This is a genomic window from Clostridium sp. C105KSO13, from assembly GCF_001517425.1.
GTDB lineage: Bacteria > Bacillota > Clostridia > Lachnospirales > Lachnospiraceae > Muricomes.
The window spans coordinates 32,984-58,483 of the sequence record NZ_FBWL01000165.1 but is presented as its reverse complement, the minus strand read 5'-3'; the positions used below and the strand labels follow the sequence as shown (position 1 = coordinate 58,483).

Annotated in this window: 22 protein-coding genes; 21 read left to right on the top strand and 1 reads right to left on the bottom strand. The window is 43.8% G+C overall.

Features of this window, described 5'->3' with window-relative positions; all coding sequences use genetic code 11:
- Positions 1 to 10: 10 nt before the first annotated feature.
- The 17 genes from BN3456_RS08860 (at position 11) to BN3456_RS08780 (ending at position 19,564) form a co-directional block, all read left to right on the top strand.
- Complete coding sequence (locus tag BN3456_RS08860; protein ID WP_089983832.1) at positions 11 to 1,003, top strand: ABC transporter permease; 993 nt, start codon at positions 11 to 13, stop codon at positions 1,001 to 1,003.
- Between the two features lie 2 nt (positions 1,004 to 1,005).
- The gene (locus BN3456_RS08855) at positions 1,006 to 2,016 is read left to right on the top strand and encodes an ABC transporter permease (RefSeq protein ID WP_089983783.1); all 1,011 of its coding nucleotides are present in this window, start codon (positions 1,006 to 1,008) and stop codon (positions 2,014 to 2,016) included.
- A 74-nt stretch (positions 2,017 to 2,090) separates the two neighbouring features.
- A complete protein-coding gene (locus BN3456_RS08850) occupies positions 2,091 to 3,152 on the top strand; it encodes a rhamnose ABC transporter substrate-binding protein (RefSeq protein ID WP_089983782.1) in 1,062 nt (353 codons plus the stop codon).
- A gap of 87 nt (positions 3,153 to 3,239) precedes the next feature.
- A complete protein-coding gene (gene rhaM, locus BN3456_RS08845) occupies positions 3,240 to 3,554 on the top strand; it encodes an L-rhamnose mutarotase (RefSeq protein WP_089983781.1) in 315 nt (104 codons plus the stop codon).
- Between the two features lie 195 nt (positions 3,555 to 3,749).
- Positions 3,750 to 4,601: a class II fructose-bisphosphate aldolase gene (locus BN3456_RS08840; protein ID WP_089983780.1), complete on the top strand. Its 852-nt coding sequence runs from the start codon at positions 3,750 to 3,752 to the stop codon at positions 4,599 to 4,601.
- 46 nt (positions 4,602 to 4,647) lie between these two features.
- Positions 4,648 to 5,664 (top strand): LacI family DNA-binding transcriptional regulator, encoded by a 1,017-nt coding sequence (locus BN3456_RS08835; protein ID WP_089983779.1) that lies wholly within the window; start codon positions 4,648 to 4,650, stop codon positions 5,662 to 5,664.
- Entirely contained in the window at positions 5,661 to 7,181 is a 1,521-nt protein-coding gene (gene xylB / locus BN3456_RS08830; RefSeq protein ID WP_089983778.1) for a xylulokinase, read from the top strand. The genes BN3456_RS08835 and xylB overlap by 4 nt, the downstream gene beginning before the upstream one ends.
- A gap of 1 nt (position 7,182) precedes the next feature.
- Positions 7,183 to 8,244, top strand: a complete 1,062-nt coding sequence (locus BN3456_RS08825; RefSeq protein WP_089983777.1) for a galactitol-1-phosphate 5-dehydrogenase — start codon at positions 7,183 to 7,185, stop codon at positions 8,242 to 8,244.
- 1 nt (position 8,245) lies between these two features.
- Positions 8,246 to 9,178, top strand: a complete 933-nt coding sequence (pfkB, locus tag BN3456_RS08820) for a 1-phosphofructokinase (protein WP_089983776.1) — start codon at positions 8,246 to 8,248, stop codon at positions 9,176 to 9,178.
- A 17-nt stretch (positions 9,179 to 9,195) separates the two neighbouring features.
- A complete protein-coding gene (locus BN3456_RS08815) occupies positions 9,196 to 10,194 on the top strand; it encodes an aldo/keto reductase (protein ID WP_089983775.1) in 999 nt (332 codons plus the stop codon).
- Positions 10,195 to 10,292: 98 nt separating this feature from the next.
- A complete protein-coding gene (locus BN3456_RS08810) occupies positions 10,293 to 11,897 on the top strand; it encodes a helix-turn-helix domain-containing protein (protein ID WP_089983774.1) in 1,605 nt (534 codons plus the stop codon).
- 3 nt (positions 11,898 to 11,900) lie between these two features.
- A complete protein-coding gene (locus tag BN3456_RS08805; protein ID WP_089983773.1) occupies positions 11,901 to 13,706 on the top strand; it encodes a sensor histidine kinase in 1,806 nt (601 codons plus the stop codon).
- A complete protein-coding gene (locus tag BN3456_RS08800; RefSeq protein ID WP_089983772.1) occupies positions 13,684 to 14,685 on the top strand; it encodes a substrate-binding domain-containing protein in 1,002 nt (333 codons plus the stop codon). Before BN3456_RS08805 ends, BN3456_RS08800 begins: the two co-directional genes overlap by 23 nt.
- Positions 14,686 to 14,813: 128 nt before the next feature.
- Complete coding sequence (locus tag BN3456_RS08795; RefSeq protein ID WP_089983771.1) at positions 14,814 to 15,800, top strand: ABC transporter permease; 987 nt, start codon at positions 14,814 to 14,816, stop codon at positions 15,798 to 15,800.
- Between the two features lie 36 nt (positions 15,801 to 15,836).
- Positions 15,837 to 17,330, top strand: coding sequence for a sugar ABC transporter ATP-binding protein (locus BN3456_RS08790; protein WP_089983770.1), 1,494 nt, complete (start codon positions 15,837 to 15,839; stop codon positions 17,328 to 17,330).
- A gap of 14 nt (positions 17,331 to 17,344) precedes the next feature.
- Positions 17,345 to 18,349 carry an ABC transporter permease gene (locus BN3456_RS08785; RefSeq protein WP_089983769.1) on the top strand — a complete coding sequence of 335 codons (1,005 nt, stop codon included), beginning with the start codon at positions 17,345 to 17,347 and terminating at the stop codon, positions 18,347 to 18,349.
- A 96-nt stretch (positions 18,350 to 18,445) separates the two neighbouring features.
- Entirely contained in the window at positions 18,446 to 19,564 is a 1,119-nt protein-coding gene (locus BN3456_RS08780; protein ID WP_089983768.1) for a substrate-binding domain-containing protein, read from the top strand.
- Between the two features lie 108 nt (positions 19,565 to 19,672).
- Here BN3456_RS08780 and BN3456_RS08775 read toward each other — a convergent pair whose 3' ends face one another.
- Complete coding sequence (locus BN3456_RS08775) at positions 19,673 to 20,521, bottom strand: AraC family transcriptional regulator (RefSeq protein WP_089983767.1); 849 nt, start codon at positions 20,519 to 20,521, stop codon at positions 19,673 to 19,675.
- 107 nt (positions 20,522 to 20,628) lie between these two features.
- Between BN3456_RS08775 and BN3456_RS08770 the strand changes: the two genes are divergently transcribed.
- From BN3456_RS08770 to BN3456_RS08755, 4 genes are all read left to right on the top strand, one after another.
- Entirely contained in the window at positions 20,629 to 22,107 is a 1,479-nt protein-coding gene (locus BN3456_RS08770) for a rhamnulokinase (protein WP_089983766.1), read from the top strand.
- Positions 22,108 to 22,121: 14 nt separating this feature from the next.
- Complete coding sequence (locus tag BN3456_RS08765; RefSeq protein WP_089983765.1) at positions 22,122 to 23,924, top strand: L-fucose isomerase; 1,803 nt, start codon at positions 22,122 to 22,124, stop codon at positions 23,922 to 23,924.
- Positions 23,925 to 23,979: 55 nt separating this feature from the next.
- The gene (locus BN3456_RS08760) at positions 23,980 to 24,420 is read left to right on the top strand and encodes an RbsD/FucU family protein (RefSeq protein WP_089983764.1); all 441 of its coding nucleotides are present in this window, start codon (positions 23,980 to 23,982) and stop codon (positions 24,418 to 24,420) included.
- 206 nt (positions 24,421 to 24,626) lie between these two features.
- Complete coding sequence (locus BN3456_RS08755; RefSeq protein WP_242862843.1) at positions 24,627 to 25,430, top strand: glucosaminidase domain-containing protein; 804 nt, start codon at positions 24,627 to 24,629, stop codon at positions 25,428 to 25,430.
- The last annotated feature ends 70 nt before the right edge of the window (positions 25,431 to 25,500 follow it).

Sequence of the window (25,500 nt, the reverse complement as noted above, 5' to 3'; positions counted from 1 at the left end):
AATGGGAAAGATGAAAGAAAACAAATCTATCTGGAAAACAATTACCGGTTCCCGTGAAGCAAGCTTACTGATTGTCCTAATCATTCTCTGCGCGGTTATTTCGTTTAGAAGCCCTTCATTTCTGACGCTGAAATCTATTTCAGACATGCTGAAGAACAATGCGGTTATTATGATTATGACACTTGGTATGCTGGGAGTACTGCTGATCGGCGGAATCGATATTTCTGTTGCTTCCACGCTTGCCTTTTCAGGCATGACAGTCGGGATGCTGCTTAAATATCATAAGGTTGAAAATACATTTTTACTGTTCCTGATTGCAATAGGAATTGGGGCAGTATGCGGGCTGATTATCGGCCTTGTAATTGCAAAGGGAAAGGTACTTCCGATTATTGCCACCATGGGCTTTATGTACATATACAGAGGTATGGCATATATGATAGGAAACAGTCAGTGGGCAAGTGCCGAGAACCTGGGGACATTTAAAAACTTTGCTCTTGGCAAAGTACTGGGAATCAACAATGTAGTGCTGATTATGATTCTCTGCTACATCATTTTCTTTGTTGTGATGAAGTGGACAAAGATTGGACGGAAGATATATGCTGTGGGCAGTAACCGTGAGGCGGCATCCATTTCAGGTATCAATACTTCCAATGTAGAACTTATGGTATATGTTGTAATGGGAACTCTCGCAGGATTATGCGGCGCCCTGGCTGTCGCAGTTTATTCTTCTGCACAGCCGAATATGCTGTACGCAAAAGAGATGGATGTTATCGCTGCCTGTGTAATCGGCGGTGTCAGCATGACTGGCGGCCGGGGAAGTGTCGTCGGAGCATTCTTAGGATCCCTGATTCTGGCAATTATTGCAAAAGCACTCCCTCTTGTTGGAATTGACGCTATTGCACAAAATACTGTAAAAGGCATTATCATATTAGTTGTGGTTATCCTAAATGTTATAACACAACGTGTAATGGATAAGAACAATCTTAAAGAAAGGGAGATGTAATTATGGCAGGAAAATCAGGAAGAACGATTGCCAACGTACCGGACAAGTCATGGAAGAAGACCTTACTTTGCTGGGAAACAATGTTGGTCGTAGTGTTTATCTTAATTAATGTTTTTTGTTTGAGTATCTCCCCGAGTTATCAGTTCTCAAGTGTTTTGAGAGAAATGCCGAAATATCTTACAGAGATGTTTTTGCTGCTTCCCATGGCCTATATCCTGATACTTGGTGAAATTGATATTTCAGTAGGCGCGATTGTGTGTCTTTCAGCTACTATGACATGCATGGCCAGCAATAAAGAATGGTCGTTTATAGTAGTGGTCCTTGTAGCATTGCTGGTAGGTACACTTTGTGGATTCATTAATGGGCTGATTCTAACAAAGTTTACAGAACTGCCCCCTATGATTGTAACTTTGGGTACGCAGATTGTTTTCAGAGGTATTGCAGAGATTTCACTGGGAAGCGGCGGGTCTGTTTCTCTGAGTAATACAGAAGGCTTTCGTATGATTGCAGGCAAGGTTGGTACAATACCATATATTCTGTTTGTGGTAGCAATATTTGCTGTTATATTTACTGTGGTGTTGAGTAAGACCACATTTGGCAGAAGTGTGTATGCGATAGGCTCTAACAGCAGTGCTGCTTATTATTCGGGAATCCATGTGCAGAAGATACGTCTGATTATTTACACTGCAATGGGATTCATGGCAGGACTTGCTGCACTATTCCTTACATCTGTTCTTTACGGAGCTAATACTACCACAGGAAATGGTTTTGAAATGGATGCAATCGCAATGGCTGTATTTGGAGGAATTTCTACGGCAGGCGGAAAAGGAAGACTACAGGGTGGCATTATTTCTGGCTTTATCATCATCTGTCTGAGAATTGGTCTTGGACAAATTAACATGAACCCGCAGCTGATTTTAATTATACTTGGTGCACTTTTGATTCTGGCAGTACTTCTGCCAAACATCAGCGGAGAAGTGAAATTAAAGAAAAAGACGGCAGCGGCAAAGTAATTTCATTCAAATTGATACAAAGCACCAAAAGGTGTTTCGTATAAAACAAATTCCAAAAGGGAGGAAAAGAAAGCATGAAGAAAAAAGTTTTAAGTGTTCTGTTATGCGTAGCAATGGCAGCGACTTTGGCTGTTGGCTGCGGAGGAAAAGATTCCGGAAGCTCAGATTCAAAATCAAGCGACACATCCAAAGAGTCCGGAAAGAAAACTTATGCCATCGTGACAAAATCCGCAGGAAATCCTTACAATGAGAAAGAAGCAGAAGGATTCCAGAAGGTAATCGAGGCAGAAGGTGGAGAGTGTATTGTAAAACATCCTGAGGCTGCAACAGCAGATGCACAGGTGTCTGTCATTCAGTCACTGATTTCTCAGGGAGTTGATTCAATAGCAATTGCAGGTAATGACGAAAATGCTCTGCAGGCATCATTGGAAGAAGCCATGGATGCAGGAATCAAAGTATCCTGTCTGGACTCCAAGACAAATCCTGACAGCCGCCAGACATTTGTAAATCAGGCTGGTAATAAAGAAATCGGTCAGGCTCTGATGGATGCCGTTTTAGATATCACAGGCGGAGAAGGCCAGTGGGCAATTCTTTCAGCTACATCTCAGGCAACAAATCAGAATGCATGGATTGATGCAATGAAAGAAGTTATGAAAGATGACAAGTATTCCAAATTGGAACTTGTAGAGGTTGCTTACGGTGATGACGAACCGCAGAAATCTACAGATCAGACACAGGCTCTGCTGTCAAAATACCCAGATTTGAAGGCTATCTGCGCTCCTACAACAGTAGGTATCAATGCAGCTGCTAAAGTTCTTCAGGATGAAAAATCTTCTGTAAAACTGACAGGACTCGGACTTCCTTCAGAGATGGCTGAGTATATCGGCGATGATGATTCTCATTCCTGTCCGTATATGTTCCTGTGGAACCCAAGTGATGTCGGAAGTCTTAGCGCTTATACATCAATGGCACTGGTCGACGGAACAATCACAGGAAAGAGCGGAGACAAGTTTACCGCTGGAGACATGGGCGATTATGAAGTGGTAGATGCAGATGACGGTGGTACAGAAATTATTTTAGGTGCTCCTTTCAAATTCGATTCTTCTAATATTGACGAGTGGAAAGACGTATACTAAAATGATACCAGGGCCAAAAGGTCATGCGGTTCATGCTTGCATGAAAAAGCATGACCTTGGACTCCATAGGTATCATGGAGGCAAAAAATGGTTAGAAAAAGTTTTAAAATGAAACTATATCCGGGAATGGAGGAGGAGTATGCCAAGCGGCATACTGCCCTCTGGCCGGAGATGAAAGATATGATTCATGAGTACGGAGGCTCTAATTATTCCATATTCCTTGACGGAGAAACTAATATTCTCTATGGCTATATTGAGCTGGAGGATGAAGAAAAGTGGGCAAAAAGTGCTGATACAGAAATTAATCGCAAATGGTGGGACTATATGGCAGACATTATGGAGACAAACCCGGACAATAGTCCGGTATCCATAGATCTTACGCCTGTATTTCACCTGGATTAAACAAAGATCTATATCATGCTTATATTAGAATGACACATATCAGTGCAGACAATGTGCACAAGATAAACGGAAAGCCTTTTTGTGGGGAGGGTTTTCCGTTTATTTTGCGTATTGACAAGTTAAGAAAACAAGATTATCATATAAACATAAAGCAAACCGAAACGTTTCGGTTTCACTCAAAGGAGGATAATACATATGCCATTAGTTACATCAGAACAAATGTTACAGGATGCCCAGAAGGGCAGTTATGCAGTAGGGGCTTTTAATGTGGAGAACATGGAGATGGTCAAGGCCGTCATTGCCGCTGCAGAGGAATTGCGTGCACCGGTGATGCTGCAGACTACAGGGTCTACAATCAAGTATGGCTCCATGGAGACATACTTTGCAATTGTGGCTGCGGAGGCAAAGAAAGCTACAGTTCCGGTGTGTCTGCATCTTGATCACGGCAACAGTTTTGAGCTGGCAATTCAGGCAATCAAGGCAGGATATACTTCTGTAATGATAGATGGCTCCCACGAGAGCTTCGAGGACAACATTGCAGTCACCAAAAAGGTTGTGGATGTGGCAAAGGCATGCGGTATCCCGGTTGAGGCTGAGCTTGGCAAGGTAGGCGGCAAGGAAGATGATACAGAGGCAGAGGCAGATACGAATACGGATCCTAAGGAGGCAAAAGAATTTGTCGATAGAACAGAAGTTTCTTCGCTTGCCATCGCAATCGGAACAGCCCACGGATTCTATGTAGGCACTCCGGTATTGGACAAAGAGAGAGTTTCCGCTGTGAAAGAATTGGTATCTGTTCCGCTGGTTCTTCACGGAGGCTCTGGTTTAAGTGATGAAGACGTAAGGGATTGTATTCGAAGGGGTATGTGTAAGGCAAATTTTGCAACAGAACTGCGGGCAGCTTATACAGATGCTGTCAAGAGGCTTCTAGCGGAGCATCCGGAAACCTTTGATCCGAAAAAACTTGGAGTTGTAGGTATGGAGGCAGTTAAAAATCTTGTTATGGATCGTATGAAAGTGTGCGGATGCGACGGAAAAGCAAAATAGCTGTTTAAAAGAGTAGTAAAAGAAGAACAAAGGCAGGGAACTAATCATGGCGGCAACAATGAAGGACATCGCGAAAAAGACGGGGCTTGGTCTTGCAACAATTTCTTCCTATTTAAATGGGGGGAATGTAAGAGAAAAGAACCGGATTAAGATAGAAGAGGCAATAGAAGAACTTCATTTTGAGGTCAATGAAGTGGCCCGGGGACTAAAGACCAACAGGACCAAGACTATAGGGGTTATTCTTCCGGAATTAAATATTGCTTTCTGCACACAGATTATTACAGAAGTTGAAGACTTACTTAGAAGCCGGGGGTATGCCACAATTGTATGTGACTGCCGCAGCGATGAAAAAAGAGAGGAAGAGGCAGTAGAATTTTTGTTCCACAGACGTGTGGACGGCCTGATCATTATGCCTTCCGGCAAGCGGGGAACTTACCTGAAGAAGTTTATCAATGGGGGAAAACCTGTTGTGTTAATTGACAGAGAACTAAAAGGGATAGAATGTGACTGCGTTCTTGTGGATAATGAAAGCGCTGTCAGAGATGCCGTGGAAAAACTGATTCTGGCTGGTCATACACGAATTGGGATGATTATAGGCCCCGGTGATATTTATACGGCAAAAAAACGGTATACCGGATACTGCATGGCAATGGAACAGGCTGGGCTGACCGTGGAGGAAAGGCTGATTGTCAGGGGAAATTACACCATGGAGGGCGGTGCAGCTGCAATGAAAGAGCTTGTAAATAAAAACCCGGATATGACGGCAGTCTTTGTATCTAACTGTGAAATGACCATGGGGGCAATTATTGAAATTAACGAGCTGGGAATTAGAATCCCGGAACAATTGTCTTTTGTAGGGTTTGATAACTTTGAATTTGCCAAAGCAAATATTCCAAAACTAAGTATTGTAACCCAGCCAACCAAGGAGATAGCAGGCCAGGTATTTAGCCTGCTGCTGAAGAAGTTGGAGGGAAGTAATGTCTCCAGGAAGAGTCGGACAGTGAAGCTAAAAACCGGATTTATAGAAGGAAAATCTGTAAATGTATCGGGGAGGAAAAAATGAAACAGTATTTACTGGGAATTGATATAGGAACAAGTGCATGCAAGATTGCTGTATTTAATCGTGAAGGCAAGGTAATTGCAGCGGCAAATGGAGATTATCCTGTGTACTACCCCCATCCAGGCTGGGCAGAACAAAACCCGGAGGAATGGTGGTGCGCAGTGTGCAGCGCTATAAAGGAGGTTTTTGCGAAGGGGAAGGTTATGCCTGAGCAGGTTGCAGGTGTGGGAATAGACGGGCAGAGCTGGTCGGCAATCCCGGTGGACCGGCAAGGCAATGTGCTGACCAATACCCCCATCTGGATGGATACAAGAGCCGCGGATATCTGTGAAGAAATGAATGAGAAGATTGGAGCCGACGAGATATTTCAGCTTTCCGGGAACTCTCTGCAGCCGTCTTATTCTACGGCAAAAATCATTTGGTATCAGAGAAATCTGCCCGGAGTGTATGAGAAGATTTATAAGGTTTTGCAGTCTAACAGTTACATTGCGTTAAAACTGACCGGCGAATTTACCCAAGAGTTATCTCAGGGGTATGGATTACATTGCTTTGACATGCGCACAGGGACATGGGATAAGGAGATGTGCTGCAAATTAGGAATTCCCTCGGAATTCCTGCCGGACATTCATCCCTGTCATGAGGTCATAGGAACGGTGACGGCCAAAGCCTCGAAAGAAAGCGGACTGGCAGAAGGGACACCGGTGGTTGCCGGGGGACTGGATGCTGCCTGTGGAACTTTAGGCGCCGGGGTTCTTCATCCGGGAGAAACTCAGGAACAGGGTGGTCAGGCAGGCGGAATGAGCATCTGCACCGACACATACAAAGCCGATCCAAGGCTGATCTTAAGCTATCACGTGATTCCAGGACACTGGCTTCTTCAGGGCGGAACTGTTGGGGGCGGTGGCGTGATGAGATGGCTGGAACAACAATTCGGGGACTATGAGCGGGAAGAAGGAAAAAGGCTGGGGAAAAATTCCCTTACCTTGTTTAATGAAATGGCAGAAAAGGTAGCACCGGGAAGTGACGGGGTAGTTTTTCTCCCCTATATGTCCGGTGAACGATCTCCAATTTGGGATCCAAATGCAAAAGGCGTATTTTACGGTCTGGATTTCAGCAAGAAGAAGGCTCACTTTATCAGGTCGGCAATGGAGGGTGTTGCATATTCTCTTAAACACAATCTGGATGTAGCAAAAGAAGCCGGGGCCCAGGTCAGTGTACTGCGTGCCATGGGAGGATCAGCTAATTCCCTTTTATGGACGCAGATAAAATCTGACATTACCGGAAAGCCCATTATTGTGCCATCATCGGATACGGCCACCACACTTGGAGCAGTGATTCTTGCAGGTGTAGGTGTGGGGATGTATAAGGACTTTGAAGAGGCAGTAGCTCTGACAGTAGAAAATAAGCGGTCACATGAACCGAACTTGCAGAACACCAAAATATATGAAGCAAATTATCAGATTTATTTAGAACTTTACCGTAACTTAAAAGAAACAATGAAAAAAACAGGAGGCAGATAAAATGAAGGCAGCAGTTGTATGTGCGAATGAGGACGTGCAGTATCTGGACTATGAGGAACCGAAGGCAGAAGCGGGAAAAGTCAAGATTAAGGTGAAGGCATCGGGAATCTGCGGATCGGATATTCCCAGAGTTCTGCACAACGGCGTACATTTCTATCCCATTGTACTGGGACATGAGTTTTCTGGTGACGTGGTAGAAGTCGGAGAAGGTGTCACAAAAGTTAAGGTGGGAGACAGAGTATCAGGAGCACCATTGGTTCCCTGTATGAAATGTGATGACTGTCAAAACGGAAACTTCTCTCTTTGCAAACATTATAGTTTCATCGGTTCCAGAGAGCAGGGAAGCAATGCGGACTACGTAGTTATTCCTGAGCAGAATGCAGTGGTATTTGATAAGAGCATTCCTTACGAGCAGGGAGCAATGTTCGAGCCTTCTACCGTAGCGCTCCATGGTCTTCTCCAAAATGATTATCAGGGAGGACAGTGCGTTGCTATCTTAGGCGGCGGAACAATCGGAATGTTTACCATGCAGTGGGCCAAGATTTTCGGTTCGAAAAAGGTAGTCGTATTTGACATCAGCGAGGAACGTCTAGAACTGGCGAAACGTCTGGGTGCAGATGAAGTGGTAAATACAACAAAAGAAAATTTTATGGATGAGGCTATGGCAATGACCGGCGGGAAGGGTTATGGTTATGTGTATGAAACAGCGGGACAGGCTCCGACTATGTATATGGCATTTGAGCTGGCCGCCAATAAAGCACATGTGTGTTTCATAGGCACGCCTCATGTAGATTTGACATTTACACCGGCGATGTGGGAAAACATGAACCGAAAAGAATTCAACTTGACAGGTTCCTGGATGTCATACAGTTCTCCATTCCCCGGAAAGGAGTGGGAATTGACAGCCCATTACTTTGCAACGGGACAATTAAAATTTGATCCGGGCTTCATCTATAAGAAGATGCCTATGAGCAGTGCTCAGGAAGCCTTCCAGATGTTTAAGACACCAGGGCTGGTAAAAGGGAAAATACTCTTAATGAATGAGGACCGGGAGGAAGCTTAAGATGATATTGACGGTAACTCTTAATGCTGCAATTGACAAGCGCTATGTGGTGGAAGGCTTTCAAACCGGAGAAGTAAATCGTGTAAAGGAGTGTGCATATACGCCGGGAGGCAAGGGCTTAAATGTGTCCAAACCTGCCGCTATAGCCGGAGCAAAGGTCGTGGCAACAGGATTTGTGGGCGGACATGCAGGAAATTATATAGAGGATTCCCTGAAATCTTTTCGTGTGAAAAGTGCCTTTTATCATCTTGAGGCGGAAAGCCGATCCTGTATCAATATATGGGATGAGGTCAATAAGGTCCAGACAGAATTTCTGGAGCCCGGCTTTACAGTGACTAAGGAAGACTTCCTTGGTTTTCAGGAAAAATTTGAAAAACTGGTGCAGGCTGCAGATGTTGTTACCATGTCCGGCAGCGTTCCAAAGGGGCTGGATGGAAGTGCATACCAGAAACTGGTGAAGATTATAAAAAATGCAGGAAAGAAAGTGATTCTGGATACCAGCGGAAGCCTCCTGGAGATGGGAATAGAAGCATGCCCTACGATGATTAAGCCAAACATTGATGAAATCCGCATGCTGACGGGGAAAAGCTGTGACAATATGGAGGACATGCTGGAAGCAGCAGAGGAAATACACGCACGCGGCGTGGAGATTGTGGCAGTGTCTCTGGGAGGAGAAGGCTCTTTTCTGGTGTGCGATACAGGAACTTATCAGGCCAGGGTGCCCAGGATAAATGCAGTGAATACTGTGGGATGCGGAGACTCTATGATAGCAGGATTTGCGCTGGGATTTGCTGAAGGTCTGCCCATAGAGAGTGTTCTGCGCAAAGCAAGCGCAATTTCTGCGGCTGCGGCGCTCAGAGAGGAAACAGGATTTTTTGTTAAAGAGGACATGGAACGTATTCTGCCTGACGTGCAGATTATAAAGCTTAGATAATAAAGGAGATGAGATCAATGGGAGAGTTTATTAATCCGGCAAAGGTGCCAAAAGTAAAGATATATACAGGAGAAGAAATCCCCGGTGTGGGAATGGGAACTTTCGGTTCAGACAGAGTTGGATCCGAAGAAGTATCAAATGCGGTGGCAGGAGCAATCCGCTGCGGATATCGAATGTTTGACTGTGCTGCATGCTATGGCAATGAAAAAGAGATAGGGGAGGTATTCAAAGCTGCTTTTGACGAAGGAGTTGTGGAGAGAAAAGATCTTTATATTACAACAAAAGTGTGGAACGATATGCATGAAAGAGTTGAAGAGTCCTGCAGAAAGAGTATTGCCGATCTGCAGTGTGACTATATCGACTTATTCTTCATTCACTGGCCTTTTCCCAATTACCATGCACCGGGATGTGATGCGGATGCCCGCAATCCGGAATCTAAGCCTTTCAGTGTGGAAGAGTTTATGAATACCTATAAACAGTGTGAAGAACTGGTCAAAAAGGGATTCATCCGCCATATTGGAATTTCCAACATGACAATCCCTAAAATGGAGGCTGTGCTCCCGCTTATGGAAATTATGCCGGCGGCATGTGAACTTGAGATGCATGTGAGCTTTCAGCAGCAGGAGCTATTCGACTATCTGAAAGGCCATAATATTGCACCCATCGGATACATGCCTTTGGGATCACCTCAGAGGCCGGAAAGGGATATATTTCCGGATGACGTGGCAGATCTGGAAATGCCGGAAATAAAGAAGATTGCAAAAACACACGGTGTACATCCGGCCCTAATTGCATTGAAGTGGGCACAGCAGAGGGGACAGATCCCGATTCCGTTTTCTGTAAAGGAAAGAAATTATGTGAGCAACTTAAAGTGCCTCACAGAGGATCCGCTTACAGAGGAAGAAATGGCTGAGATAGCAACTCTGGAAAGAAACAATAGACTGGTAAAAGGACAGGTATTCCTGTGGGAAGGCGCCAAAGACTGGCACGACCTCTGGGATGAAGTCTCATTATGATGTAACAGTTTCACAAATGTCTTTTACAAACCATTATCTTGAGGTATAATATCGGCAGACGTGTTATTCGAAAGAAAGGTCGTAAGGAGGCACAAGCAGTGTATAAAGTTTTACTGGTGGATGATGAAATTTTAGTCCGTGAGGCAATCAGTGCAAAAATCCAATGGGAGCAGTTGGGATTTGAGCTGGCAGGAGATTGTGAAAACGGGAAAGAAGCAATTGCATTTTTGGAAGCGACACCGGTTGACGTAGTGTTGACGGATATCTATATGCCTTATGTAGATGGAATGGGCTTAAGTAAATACATTTATGAAAATATGCCACAGACAACGATTATTATTTTCAGCGGATACGGTGACTTTGACTATGCAAAGCAGGCAATACAATATAAAGTGGCCGAATATATTTTGAAACCTGTGACGGCAAAGGAACTGTCCCAGGTGTTGACCAGGATTAAGGGAAAGCTGGATGGTGAACGCAGGAAGGAAGAAAAGCTGGATGAGCTTACGAAGGTGTATCATAATTACACAAAGAATGAGTCCCTGATTGTTTCCAGAATCCTTTCCCGCCTTGTCATGGGAACACAGGCGGTGGAGACCAGCCTGCAGGAAATGGAGGAATTTGGAATCTTTGTGGAAGGAGATGTCTACCGTGTAGCAGCTATAGACATTGATGTGTATTCAGGACTCTACGAGATTGACGATGAGCTGAAAAAAGAGAGTGCACTTATGTCCTTTGTTGTGGAAAACATCAGCAATGAAATTGTAAATAACTATAAGGCGGGGCTGGCATACAGGGATTCGGACAACCGTGTCTGCATATTGTTTTTTACAGATAGGGCAAAGAAATTTGTATGGGAAGTAAGCTCCATATGCAGGGAGATTAAAGATACGGTTTTCCAAGTTATGAAACTGAGTGTATCAATGGGAATCGGAATTTCAGTGAATAAGCTGGAGAATCTTTCCAGGTCCTATGAATCTGCCACGAAAATTTTGAAATACAGGTACACAAAAGGCAGTGGGGTTATCTTTGACTGTGAGGAGCCGCAGCCGGTGGAAAACCCTATGGAGCTGGAAAGGAATCTGAAGGATATAGTGTCTGCTGTGCGTGAGAGTGATGAGGAGCTTTTAAAAGACATTTTGAATCATATTGAAGAACGGCTAAAATCAGGATATGTGACACGAAGCAGGGCAGTGGCTTATCTGCAGCAGGTACTTGGTGTTTTGCATGAAACCGTGTATGCAACAAACGAGAACTTCAAACTGCAGGATTCGGATGTTTCCGGCATTACAGAAGCAAGGAGCCTGGTGGAAGCCATGAAACTGATTAAAAACTATGCAAAGGCCGGGATGAATGCAGTATCTGCGGCCGGTTATTCTAGTGGGGAACTACAGGCAATCAGGGCTATGGACTATATCAAGGAAAATTACAGCGACCCTGCTTTAAGTCTGAATCAGATCTGTAATTATCTGAATATAAGTACAAGCCGTTTCAGCAGTATATTTAAGGAAGCAACAGGAAAAACTTTCATGGAGGTTCTGACGAGTGTACGTATGGAGAGAGCAAAACAGCTCCTTCGCCAGACTAGTCTCAAAAATTATGAGATTGCGGAGAAAGTGGGGTTCAGCGATCCTCACTATTTTAGCATTGCATTTAAAAAGATGACTGGAAGAACGCCGAAAGAGTACGCCAGGGAGACTTAAGGCATGAAGGAAAAAAAGAGACACAGAACTATATTCGGCAGATTTAAAAGTATTCAGAGTACAATCATGTTTTCGTTCTCGGTGCTGATGGTGATTGCGATGTTGATATTTTTATTTATTGCATTGAATTTTACAAAAAACACTATCTACGAGAATTCGGTGAACTATTCTTCTCAGATCATCGAACAGGTGAATTATGATATAGATTCTTATATGGAATACTTAATAAATATCTCATCCATTGTTGCCAAGAGCAGTGATGTTTCTCAATATTTGTATAATGAAGATCAGACGGAGGAAGAGACAAAGGAGGAGCGGGAGCGTATACTGTCTCAGTTCGTAACAATAAGGGACAGCCGCAATGACATCTATAATATAGCGGCTGTGGCAGATAATGGGCGCAGCGTGCTCAACGACGGAAACGACAAATTTACTGATTATATTAATATCAAGAATGAAAGCTGGTACCAGGCACCTCTGTCTTCCTCAAAAGGGATTGCTATCTCCTCCTCACATGTTCAGAATGCTATACAGGAAAGCTACAAGTGGGTTATTACACTGAGCAGGGCACTGGTCAATTATAAAACAGGGGAAAATGAAGGAGTGTTTTTTGTGGATTTGAACTACAGTGCTATCAGTGAACTGTGTAATAATAACAGCCTGGGGGATAAGGGATATATTTTTATTCTGGACGAGAATGGAAATATTGTTTATCATCCAAAACAGCAGCTGATGTACGGTGGACTGATGACAGAGAACATAGACCAGATAATGTCAAGCAAATCTAACTATTTCCTTACAAAAGATGAGGATAAACTTTATACGATTTCTAAATCAAACCTTACCGGCTGGACAGTGGTCGGAGCTGCTTATACATCAGAACTGCTGAAGAATAACAGACAGGCACAGATGTTGTATTTCCTGGTTGCAGCAGTACTTTTGCTTGGAGTCACGGTGGTTTCAAGTATCATTTCCAGGGAAATCACCAAACCTATACGGCAGCTTAGAGATTCCATGAGCCTGGTGGAAATAGGCCGGTTCGATAAAGCAAATGTGGACGTTACAGCGGAAAATGAAGTGGGAAGTTTAAGCAAATCCTTCAATGTTATGACAGAGCGTATTCATACACTGATGGAGCAAAATGTATATGAGCAGAAGCAGAAGAGGAAAAGTGAACTAAAGGCCCTCCAGGCCCAGATAAATCCACATTTCCTCTATAATACACTGGATTCTATTATCTGGATGTCTGAGGCCGGGAAAAATGAAGAAGTGGTTCTCATGACATCCTCTCTTGCAAAACTTCTGCGTCAGAGCATAAGTAATGACAAAGAGGAGGTTTCCGTCGGTGAAGAAATCGATTATGTGTGCAGTTATCTGACCATCCAGAAAATGCGCTATAAAGATAAGCTGGAGTATTCTATAAAAATGTCTCCGGAAATCAACCATGCTAGAATTATCAAACTGGCATTGCAGCCTATTGTGGAAAATGCTATTTATCACGGCCTGAAATATAAAGAGACAAAGGGAAACATAAGTATTGACGGCTACAGGCTTGGCAGGAAGGCCTGCATTACGATAGCGGATGACGGAGTGGGAATGGATGAAGAAGCTTTAGCCCATATTTTTGAAGAAAAGCAAAAAGGGCGTAAGACAAAGGGAGTAGGCGTGCCCAATGTACAGAAACGACTGCAGTTGTATTACGGGGAAGAATACGGAATTTCCTATATAAGCAGGAAAGGGGCAGGAACCGTGGCTACGATCACGGTGCCGCTGGAGGGCAAAATAGATGATGAAAAAAAACAGATATAAGGAAATCAGGGCCGGGGTGTTGATTTCAGGGGTACTTGCTGTAATCTTCCTGACGATGTTTTTTCTGTGGAATTCACAGAATCATGAACAGAGGGCTTACAAAGTCATTCTTATACCCAAGGTTATTGATAATACAAACGGGTTCTGGACTTCACTGACGGAAGGGGCCCAGCTTGGTGCCGCGGAATTGAATATAGATCTGGAGGTAGTGGGGGGGAGTTCCGAAGAGGATGTGGAGGGTCAAATACAGTATATTAAAGAAAGCATTCAGAAAAAACCAGATGCCATAATAGTTGCACCCTGCAGTTATTCTGAGACTTCAAATGCCCTCCAGGATGTGGTGGACAATGACATCAGACTGGTACTGATTGATTCTGTGATAGATAGAGATATTGCAGAATCAACAGTTTCAACAGACAATTATGTGGCGGGAAAAGAACTGGGTGAATTTACAAAAACACTGCTGGCAAAAGATATGCAAATTGGAATTGTGGCCCATGTCAAAGGAGCCTCTACGGCCATAGAGCGAGAGAATGGAATGAGAGCCGGTCTGGGGAAATATGAGCATCAGGTGGTAGATATTGTATTCAGCGGATCTTCTTATGATAAGGCGTATTCACTGACAAAAGATATGATGGAAAAACATCCAAAGATAAAAGTTATTATGGGAACAAACGAATACTCGGCGGTGGGAGCAGCCCGGGCAATTGAGGATCTGGGACTGACCGGAAAAGTTAAGGTTGTGGGGTTTGACAATTCTATTGAGGAAATCCAAATGCTGGAGGCAGGTGTGTTTCAGGGAATTATCATACAGAAGCCCTTCAATATGGGATACCTTAGTATACAGCAGGCAGCAAAGATCCTTGGGGGACAGCCGATAGAAAAGAAATTGGATTCCGGCAGTAAAATGATAACAAAGAAAAACATGTACGAGGAAGAAAATCAAAGGCTTCTTTATCCGTTTACAGGGCAGCAGTAAAATAAATTTACTGCTGTAATTTTTTAACCTTTTTCAGTAAGATTTTCAATTTCAAAAAAAACAGAAGTGGTATATCATTGATATGAGTGAGAAAGGTGTTACACACTTTAGAATTGGAGGAATGGGAAGTGGAAAAGATTAAAAATAACGCACTGGTTAAAAAGGTTGGTTTTAACAGAGTTGTCCTATTCTGTGTACTTATATTGATGTACATAGTATTCGCTATTTTAAGCCCGACATTTCTTAACTACAACAGAGTCCTGAGTGCATTAAATTATGCTTACTTTTTAGGTTTTCTTGCATTGGGAGTTACATTTGTCATCGCGACGGGAGGAATCGATTTCTCTATCGGGCCGGTCATGTTCTGTGCGGCTTTGATTAGTGGATCTTTACTTACAAAGTCAGGAGTTCCGCTTGCAGTATGCCTGATCATTTCCATTTTGGTCGGCACGGCATTTGGATTTATAAACGGATATCTGGTTGCTTACTGGAACATGCCTTCTTTTATTACATCTATGGCAAGTATGATGCTTGCAAAGGGTGTGGGTTCTGCATTTACAAAGACACAGTCTGTAAGCTGGCCCCAGTCCAGTCAGGAAAACGGTGGGTTTAGAGTTCTGGTTAAGGTTATAACAGGCAGTGGTACGCAGATTCCTACAGGACTGATTTTCCTGTTAGTTGTCGCAATAATCTGTGCAATTATTTTAAATAAAACAAAGATCGGAAGATATATCTTATGCCTTGGAAGCAATAAAGAGGCGGTTCGTCTTTCCGGTGTCAATGTAAAAAAATGGGAGATGCTGGCTTATGTTATATGCGGAACACTGGCGGGGATAGCATCCATTGTCTATGTAGGTGCTTACACAACAGTACAGCCGGGGCTGGGAGATACATTCAACAATGAGGCGATTGCCGGCTGTGTTATGGGAGGAACCTCAATGGCAGGAGGTGTTGCTTCCATCAGCGGTACAGTTATAGGTGTTATGATTATTGCTCTTCTGCAGGAAGGAATCTTGGCTATGGGATTCCAGAAAGACTGGCAGTACGTGATTACCGGACTGATTGTGCTTGTGGCGGTATATGCCGATGTCCGCAGCCGTAAGAGAAAGAACTAATCAGATTTGGAATATAAAGAATAGGAAGGTGAGAACGTGGGAGAAGTAATTTTAACAATGAATGGTATAGATAAGTCTTTCCCCGGGGTACATGCACTCGACCATGTGAATCTGGAAGTCAGAAAAGGTGAAGTCCATGCTCTGATGGGGGAGAATGGGGCAGGAAAGTCTACACTTATGAAGGTTTTAACCGGAATCTATACAAAAGACGAAGGAACGATTACCTATGAAGGAAAAGAAGTAGTATTTGCCAACCCAAGAGAGGCACAGGCAGCCGGTATCGTCATTGTACACCAGGAACTGAACATGCTGAATCATCTTACGGTTGCTCAGAATATCTTTATTGGGCGTGAGATGATGACAGGAAAATTGATCAGTGATAAAAAAATGAACGAGGAAGCAAAGAAGCTGTTTGACAAGCTGAATATTGATATCGATCCAACAGAGAAGATGGGAAGACTGACCGTCGGAAAACAGCAGATGTGTGAAATCGCGAAGGCTATTTCACATGATGCGAAGGTAATTGTCTTTGACGAGCCTTCTGCAGCTTTGACAGAAACAGAAATTGATGAGTTGTTCAAAATTATTAAGGACCTGAGAGAAAAACAGATGGGAATCGTATATATTTCTCACAGGATGGATGAGATTAAAGTGATTACCGACCGTGTGACAGTCATGCGGGACGGCGGCTATGTGGGAACGCTGATTACGGAGGACTCAACAAAAGACGATATTATCAATATGATGGTCGGACGTGTCATTTATGAGGAACCGAAGACAAAAAGTAACGTTGCGCCTGATGCGCCGGTTGTTCTTAAAGTAGAGAACCTGAACGCAGGAAAGATGGTGCAGGATGTTAGCTTTGAGCTCCACAAGGGCGAGATTCTGGGATTTTCGGGTCTTATGGGTGCCGGCCGGACCGAGACAGCAAGAGCGCTGTTCGGTGCAGATCCCAAGGAGAGTGGGGATGTCTATATCAATGGGAAAAAGATGGACATCAAAAATCCGATGGATGCTGTTAAAAATGGAATCGGCTATTTGTCGGAGGATAGAAAGCAATATGGTATAGTTGTGCAGAAGACAGTTGCGGAGAATTCTACGATGGCTTCTCTGGACAATTATATGAATGGTATTTTTATCAACAAGAAAAAAGAGGCAGCGGTTGCCAGCAAGTATGTAGATTCCCTGAAGACGAAGACCCCTTCTGTAGATCAGCTGGTGGTGAATCTTTCCGGTGGTAATCAGCAGAAAGTAGTTATTGCAAAATGGCTGGTAAAGGATTGTGATATCCTGATATTTGATGAGCCAACCAGAGGAATCGATGTAGGAGCAAAGAGTGAGATTTATCAATTAATGAATGAACTGGTAGCAGAAGGAAAGTCGATTATCATGATTTCCTCTGAAATGACAGAAATTCTGAGAATGAGCGACCGCATCGTGGTTATGTGTGAAGGCAGGAAAACTGGTGAGATGGATATTTCAGAGGCAACACAGGAAAACATCATGCATGCTGCGACGCTGCGAAATTAGGAGGAGATGAGAAAATGGGAAAGAACGAGAAAAAGGGGAATGCATTTACCAATAATCCGTTGGTAAGAGCAATAGGAACCCAGAAAATTGTTGTAGTCCTGGTTATTATCCTGCTGGCTTTTCTCTTTAGCATTATGAGTCCGTCGTTCCGCAAATATTCGACAGTTGTCAGTATTTTTGACTACTCATATTATATCAGCTTTATGGCAATCGGTGTTACATTTGCCCTGATTACCGGAGGAGTAGACCTTTCTATAGGAACTGGTATGATCGCCAGCGGTCTGGTGGGAGGTTATCTGATTACCCATCAGGGAATGCCGGTTATAGTAGGCATACTGGCATCTATAGTCCTAGGACTTCTGTTCGGGGTGTTTAATGCCCTGCTGATTGCAGTGATGGATCTGCCCCCATTCATCGGTACACTGGGCACGATGATGGTGGCAAGAGGTCTTGGATCCATACTGACAGGCGGTATGAGTATTACATGGCCTGCCGCAAGTGTTCCTCAGGGCTGGTTTCGAAGTATCTTTAAGATAACTATAGGGAATGTGAGGTTTCCACTTGGATTAGTGATTGTCATTTTAGTTGTTGCTATTATGTCTACGTTCCTGAACAGGTCAAGGCCGGGACGATATATTATCGCTATCGGAAGTAACAAAGAAGCGACCAGACTTTCCGGTATTAATGTTGTGAAATGGCAGTCACTTGCCTACATTATTTCCGGACTCTTTACAGGAATAGCAGGCGTTGCATATTCGGCTACTTTTCAGGCTGTGGCACCCGGTACAGGGGCGGGGCTTGAGCTGGATGCCATTGCAGGTGCAATCATCGGCGGAACATCTATGACAGGCGGTTATGGTACGATTGCAGGAACTCTGTTCGGTGTATTCGTCATGTCGCTGTTAAAGACAGGTCTGCCGTTCATCGGGCTGCAGGCGAACTGGCAGCAGATCATTACAGGACTTGTACTGATTGTAGCCGTACTGATTGATACATTGAAGAACACTAAACGCGCGTAACCTACGAACAAAGTATGATAGTCCAAACGATGAGGTATTAAATTCGCCCAGTGCGGCGGTTTTAATAATAATTCTAATTTCAAGGGAGGAAAAGAAATGAAGAAAAAAGTAATTAGCGCATTATTATGTGCTGCAATGGTCGGAACCATGGTGATTGGCTGTGGTTCAAAGGGAGACAGCTCTTCATCCGAAAAAGGAGGAGATGATTCTTCATCAAAAGCTAAAGAGGATATAAGCATTGAAATCGTATCAAAAGGATTCCAGCATCAGTATTGGCAGTCAGTTCTCAAGGGGTCGACACAAAAGGCAGATGAGCTGGGTGTTAAGATTAACTTTGTAGGTCCCAACTCTGAATCTGATATTGCCGATCAGGTACAGATGCTTCAGAGCGCAATCAATGCACAGCCGGATGCAATTGCTCTGGCAGCTCTTGATACAGAGGCGTGTATGGATGCAATTACCCAGGCACAGTCTTCCAACATCCCTATCGTTGGTTTTGACTCTGGTGTCCCGGGAGCTCCAAAAGGCGCAATCGTAGCAAATGCTTCTACAGACAACTACAAGGCAGGCGAGCAGGCTGCAGAAGAAGGCTATAAGGCAGCTATCAAAGATAGAATTGCAAAGGCCTCAGGTCCGGTAAGAATCGGTGTTATGGGGCAGGATGCAACATCTGAATCTATCATTAACCGTGGACTTGGATTTATTGATAAAATTGCAGAATTATGTGATGCTGACGGAAAAACAGTTTCTATTGAAGGAAACGACAAGTATGTATCTGACGCTAAAGTAGAAAAAACAGACGGCGCTGATGTAATCATTGATGTAGCAGTTCCGGCTCAGGTAACATCTGAACTATCTTCTCTGGACTGCCAGACATTGCTTAATAAGAAAGATACCATAGCTATTTATGGTTCAAACCAGCATTCCGGTGAAGCCATGGTGACAGGGAATGAGAACCTGAATAAGTTCGGTTCAGGCGATGACCAGGTTATCGGTATTGCATTTGACTCCGGTGAAGTTATTAAGAATGCGGTTAAGACAGGGGAATTCATCGGTGCTATTACACAGGCTCCTGTAAAAATGGGCGAGACAGTTGTTGATCTTTGTGTGAAGGCTGCCAAGGGCGAGGACGTATCAGATGTTGATACAGGATGCCAGTGGTATACAGCAGACAACATGGATGATAAAGAGATTGCACAGAACCTGTATGACTAACACACATTAAGAAAATGGAAGTGTTGTTAAAAGATATAAGATAAAGAGGAGGGGGGAGCTTTTTAAAGCCCCCCCCCCTTTGTCTAATAAAAGAACTTGCTTTAAACGTCAGGCTTTTAAATATTGTTTTGGAGTGATTCCTTTATATTTTTTGAAAGTTTTTATAAAATAGCTCAAGTCATTGAAACCGGAATTATAAGCTACCTCTGTAATGGTCTGATCTGTAGTTAAAAGCTGGTAGCATGCCCGCTCGATCCGATAGTAATTGAGGTAATCAACAGGTGTTCGATGGGTCATCTCCTGAAAGAAGCGGCAAAAGTATTTGGGTGACATATGAACACTGTCGGCCATCTCTTTTAGAGAAAGCTGTGTATGATAGGAAGATTCCATGAATTCCAGTGCGGTTTTAAGCTGCACTATACGACGGTGATTTCTGGGAGGATTCTCAGGAACGGGATTATAATAGTTTTTAGAATAAATTGTTCCTGTTATCTGATATAGTGAGCCTAAAACAACTAGCTGGTATCCCCTTTTTTTAGATGAAACAGCGTCGAACAGAGACCAGACTTCCTGGTGGATATCGTTATAGCTTTCGGGGTAAACGTATATAGGTTCCACTTCATGGTCAATAATCTGGCGGATAAGCTTGCAGCAGGAATCGTTTTTGTTCATTAACATGTTCATATCGAAGACAATGCACTCATAGGTGCATTCTTTCGGTGTTCCGGCGTGAAGTGCTCCTGCAGGAATAATGATAGAAGAGCCCTCTGTAACATCGAATTCCTGTTCGTCTATAAAAAGATGAAAGGAACCTTTTAGAATACGGATGATTTCAAATTCCACATGCCAGTGGAGTGCCATGACATACTGTGGATGTGTGGGCGAAATATGGTGATATTCTAATGGAAAGTCGGCTGTTCCACGCTGCCAATTTTCCCGGTAATTGATGTATTGCATAAATCTCCTTTATGTGAATATTGTTATATTTTTTACCATTATAACACAAGTATATTTAGAGTAACAATGATAAACTATAAGAAACCATGAAGAAGGGAGGAAGATAAGTGAGTAATGACAAGAAGCAGGTGCTTGCATTTGACTTCGGAGCTTCCAGTGGCCGTGCTATTTTAGGAACCCTGGAGGACGGCAGGATATGTATGGAAGAAGTATACCGCTTTTCGAATGATCCGGTTATCGTCGTCGGGACTATGTATTGGGATACATTAAGACAGTTCTTCGAAATAAAGCAAGGAATTATCAAGGCTAAGCAAAAAGGCGGCTTTGAGAGTCTTGGAATTGACACCTGGGGTGTTGACTTCGGCCTTTTGGATGAACATGGAGTACTGTTGGAGAATGCCGTACACTATCGGGACAACAGAACAATGGGAATACAGGAAGAAGTATTCAAAAGGATTTCCAAAGATGAACTTTATGATATGACAGGCAATCAATTCGAGAATTTTAATACAGTATTTCAGCTTTACTCGCTGGTTCAGAAGAGACCCTGGCTTTTAAAGCGGGCAGACAAGCTGCTGCTGACACCGGATTTGTTCAATTATTTTCTGACGGGTCAACAGAAGGCAGAGTACACGATGGCTACAACTACACAGCTTCTGGATGCAAGGAATAAAATGTGGTCAGATAAAGTTTTAAAGGCATTGCAGATCCCGGAGAGAATTTTCCCGGAGATTGTACCAAGCGGTACCGTAGTAGGAAATTTAAGTGATGACATTTGTGAAGAGCTGGGCGTAGAGCCGGCTAAAGTAATTGCGGTTGCAAGTCATGATACACAGAGTGCTGTGGCAGCCGTACCAACCCGTGAGGAAGATTTTATATTCATAAGCTGCGGGACCTGGAGTCTGTTTGGAACAGAATTGAAGGCTCCGATTATCGGAGAAAAGTCCCTAAAGTGTAATGTAAGTAATGAAGGTGGTTATGGCAACACGACTACGCTGCTGAAAAATATCAGCGGCTTATGGCTTGCACAGGAGAGCAGAAGACAGTGGATCAGAGAAGGCCGGGAATATTCCTTTGGAGAACTGGAGAAAATGGCACTGAAGGCAGAGCCGTTTAAGAGTTTTGTAGATCCTGATGCACCGGAGTTTGTACCGGCCGGTAATATACCGGAACGTATCCGTGAATTTTGCCGCAGGACAGGACAGAAAGTTCCTGAGACAATCGGTGAGATTATGTGCTGCATCAACCAGAGTCTGGCATTGAAGTACAGGTATGCATTAGAACAGATAGAAAGCTGCACGGACAGGCATTATCCTGTTATCCATATGATTGGCGGAGGAATTCAGAGCAGACTGCTCTGCCGGATGACCGCCGGAGCGGGCGGACGTAAAGTTATAGCAGGACCGGTTGAAGCTACGGCCCTTGGAAATATAGCCGTACAGTTTATGTCCCTGGGAGAGATAAAGGACACAAGCGAGGCAAGACAAATTATTGCAAATTCAGAAACAACATATGAGTACACTCCCCAGGATGAAGAAAAGTGGAGTGCGGCATATGAGAAGTTTAAAACTATTATTCAAAAATAAGGAGGAAACAAGTTATGGCAAAATCAAGACTTATCGGAAGTTATCCGGCAATTGGTATCAGACCAACGATTGACGGAAGAAGAGGACCTCTTAAGGTTCGTGAATCTCTGGAGGAGCAGACCATGAACATGGCCAAAGCTGCCGCCAGATTATTTGAAGAGAATCTGAAATATTCAAACGGTGAGCCGGTAAAAGTTGTAATCGCCGATACAACAATCGGACGTGTGGGGGAAGCTGCTGCGTGTGCGGACAAGTTTAGAAAAGAAGGTGTCGATATCACAGTGACTGTAACTCCATGCTGGTGTTATGGTGCAGAGACAATGGATATGGATCCGATGACAATCAAGGCTGTATGGGGGTTCAACGGAACAGAGAGACCGGGTGCTGTTTACCTTGCATCTGTACTGGCTACTCATTCACAGAAAGGACTTCCTGCATTTGGTATCTACGGCCATGACGTACAGGAAGCTGATGATACAGAAATTCCCTATGATGTAAAAGAGAAGCTGCTGAGATTCGGACGTGCTTCTGTTGCCACTGCGACTATGAGAGGTAAATCTTATCTTCAGATCGGCTCCATCTGTATGGGAATCGGCGGCTCCATTATCGATCCGGCATTTATTGAAGAATACCTTGGCATGCGTGTAGAATCTGTAGATGAAGTAGAAATCATCCGCCGTATGACGGAAGGCATCTATGATGAAGCAGAATATCAGAAGGCTCTTGCCTGGACAAAAGAAAAATGTAAGGAAGGATTTGACAAGAATCCCGAGGAAATGCAGAAGTCACGTGAAGAGAAAGATTCTGATTGGGAATTTGTAGTAAAGATGATGTGCATCATCAAAGACTTGATGAACGGAAATCAAAATCTGCCGGAAGGATCAGAGGAAGAAATGGTAGGACACAATGCACTGGCAGCAGGTTTCCAGGGACAGAGACAGTGGACAGACTTCTACCCGAATTGTGACTTCGCAGAGGCTGTGCTTAATACATCCTTTGACTGGAACGGAGCAAGAGAGCCATACATTCTGGCAACAGAAAATGACGTTTTGAACGGACTGGGAATGATGTTTGGAAAACTGCTTACAAACACACCTTCTATTTTCGCTGATGTTCGTACCTACTGGAGTCCGGAGGCTGTAAAGAAGGCAACAGGCTATGATGTAGAAGGTCATGCAAAAGAAGCCGGCGGCTTTATTCATCTGATTAATTCAGGTGCAGCATGCCTGGATGCAAACGGACAGGCGAAAGATGCAGATGGGAACGGATGCATGAAACCGTGGTATGATATCACCAAAGAAGATCAGGAAGCAATCATGAATGCCACAACATGGAACTATGCAGACCTTGGATACTTCAGAGGCGGCGGTTATTCTTCCAGATTTGTGACAGAGGCTGAAATGCCTGTAACAATGATTCGTCTGAATCTTGTTAAGAATTTAGGACCGATGCTTCAGATTGCAGAGGGCTGGACTGTGAAGCTTCCGGAAGGTGTAACAGATACGCTCTGGAAGAGAACAGACTATACATGGCCATGTACATGGTTTACCCCAAGAACTACAGGCCAGGGTGCATTTGCAACAGCGTATGATGTAATGAACAACTGGGGCGCTAACCACGGTGCAATTATGTACGGTCATATAGGTGCTGATTTAATTACACTTTGCTCTATGCTAAGAATTCCGGTAGCTATGCACAATGTTCCTGAGGAGAAGATCTTTAGACCTACAGCATGGAATGCATTTGGTCAGGACAAAGAGGGACAGGACTTCAGAGCCTGCCAGGCATACGGACCGCTGTACAAGACAATTCGATAGAAAACAGCAAGGTTGGGAGCAGGACTTTCAATCTTGCTTTTAGCAGGAGGCAGATATGTTAAAAGGAATTCCACAGATTTTATCACCTGAGTTATTAAAAGTATTGTGTGAGATGGGGCATAGCGACAGGCTTGTCATTTCTGACGGAAACTTTCCGGCGGAGTCTATGGGAAAAGATGCAGTTGTAATTCGATGTGACGGGCACGGTGTGCCTGAGATACTTGATGCAATCCTCAAAGTATTTCCGTTGGATACCTATGTTGATAAACCAATGAATCTAATGGAAGTAATGCCGGGTGATGATGTAGAGACACCTATTTGGGACACTTATAAAGAGATTGTATCCAAATATGATAAAAGGGGCGCAGGCGCTGTAGGAAATATCGAACGCTTTAAGTTCTATGACGAATCAAAAACCGCCTACGCAATTATCGCCACAAGTGAAAAGGCACTTTATGCAAATGTAATGCTGCAGAAAGGTGTAGTTACAGAATAAAACCAACTACAGAACAAAACTATAGGTTACAGTTTGGCCATACAGATGTTTGCTTATGTAAACATGCCGGACTGTAACCTTTTCGTAATCCATAAATGCCAAACAAATAAGCCGATATTTTTTTATAAAGTAGAAATAAGAAACAGTCTTGTGCATATATTGTAAAGGTAAGCAGGGAATGGAAATTTGGGACAAGGGTGGCAGATATGGGATCTGAAAAAATTAACAAAAATAAAATGAAGATCTGGCTTGAACTTGGGCTGGCAATTCTTTTAGTCGCTGGAATCGGGATTGGCTCTAATAGTGGAGCATTTGAAAGGAAAATTGAACAAAAAAGAACGGAGCAGGCCTCCTCAAAGGGTGCTTATGAAAAAGCAGAAGCGGAAAATGCAGCGGCAAAGGCAGAAAATAACGAAGAAACAGAAGATAAAGATAAGCAAGATGCAAAACAGACAGAAGAAGTAATCGCACAGGGACAATATCCGATCATGGGAAAAAGTCCTGTGACAGTCGACCAGATGGTGAAGTTTTTTAAATCCAGCGGTAAACAATACCCAGCGAAAGAATTACAGGAGGGCGGGGCGGACAACATTGAAACTTTCTGCCAGATGTTTTATGATGAAGCTGCAGCGGAGGGAGTACGTCCGGAGGTGGCTTTTGTACAGACTATGAAAGAAACAGGATTTCTGCAGTACGGCGGGGATGCCTCAATTAGACAGTTCAATTTTGCAGGGCTCGGCACCACGGGCGGCGGCGTGCCCGGAGAATCCTTTGCCGATGTCAGAATAGGAATACGTGCCCAAATCCAGCATCTGAAGGCTTATGCCACCGGGGATGCCCTGAATCAGGAGTGTGTGGATGATCGATATGAATATGTAACGAAGGGATGTGCCCCTTATGTGGAGTGGCTTGGGCAGAAGGAAAACCCGGGGGGCTATGGCTGGGCGACGGCAGAACGCTACGGATATTCCATTGTAGACATGATTGCAAAACTAAAGACCTTAAACTAAACGGCTCAGGCAAGCTATTTACAAAAGAGAGTGAGACAGTGCAAGGTAACATAATTTCAGTCTGCGCACA

Coding starts and splice junctions, on each gene's coding strand:
- BN3456_RS08860 (WP_089983832.1), top strand. CDS start 11: ATGAAAGAAAACAAATCTATCTGGAAAACAATTACCGGTTCCCGTGAA.
- BN3456_RS08855 (WP_089983783.1), top strand. CDS start 1,006: ATGGCAGGAAAATCAGGAAGAACGATTGCCAACGTACCGGACAAGTCA.
- BN3456_RS08850 (WP_089983782.1), top strand. CDS start 2,091: ATGAAGAAAAAAGTTTTAAGTGTTCTGTTATGCGTAGCAATGGCAGCG.
- rhaM (WP_089983781.1), top strand. CDS start 3,240: ATGGTTAGAAAAAGTTTTAAAATGAAACTATATCCGGGAATGGAGGAG.
- BN3456_RS08840 (WP_089983780.1), top strand. CDS start 3,750: ATGCCATTAGTTACATCAGAACAAATGTTACAGGATGCCCAGAAGGGC.
- BN3456_RS08835 (WP_089983779.1), top strand. CDS start 4,648: ATGGCGGCAACAATGAAGGACATCGCGAAAAAGACGGGGCTTGGTCTT.
- xylB (WP_089983778.1), top strand. CDS start 5,661: ATGAAACAGTATTTACTGGGAATTGATATAGGAACAAGTGCATGCAAG.
- BN3456_RS08825 (WP_089983777.1), top strand. CDS start 7,183: ATGAAGGCAGCAGTTGTATGTGCGAATGAGGACGTGCAGTATCTGGAC.
- pfkB (WP_089983776.1), top strand. CDS start 8,246: ATGATATTGACGGTAACTCTTAATGCTGCAATTGACAAGCGCTATGTG.
- BN3456_RS08815 (WP_089983775.1), top strand. CDS start 9,196: ATGGGAGAGTTTATTAATCCGGCAAAGGTGCCAAAAGTAAAGATATAT.
- BN3456_RS08805 (WP_089983773.1), top strand. CDS start 11,901: ATGAAGGAAAAAAAGAGACACAGAACTATATTCGGCAGATTTAAAAGT.
- BN3456_RS08800 (WP_089983772.1), top strand. CDS start 13,684: ATGATGAAAAAAAACAGATATAAGGAAATCAGGGCCGGGGTGTTGATT.
- BN3456_RS08785 (WP_089983769.1), top strand. CDS start 17,345: ATGGGAAAGAACGAGAAAAAGGGGAATGCATTTACCAATAATCCGTTG.
- BN3456_RS08780 (WP_089983768.1), top strand. CDS start 18,446: ATGAAGAAAAAAGTAATTAGCGCATTATTATGTGCTGCAATGGTCGGA.
- BN3456_RS08775 (WP_089983767.1), bottom strand. CDS start 20,521: ATGCAATACATCAATTACCGGGAAAATTGGCAGCGTGGAACAGCCGAC.
- BN3456_RS08765 (WP_089983765.1), top strand. CDS start 22,122: ATGGCAAAATCAAGACTTATCGGAAGTTATCCGGCAATTGGTATCAGA.
- BN3456_RS08760 (WP_089983764.1), top strand. CDS start 23,980: ATGTTAAAAGGAATTCCACAGATTTTATCACCTGAGTTATTAAAAGTA.
- BN3456_RS08755 (WP_242862843.1), top strand. CDS start 24,627: ATGGGATCTGAAAAAATTAACAAAAATAAAATGAAGATCTGGCTTGAA.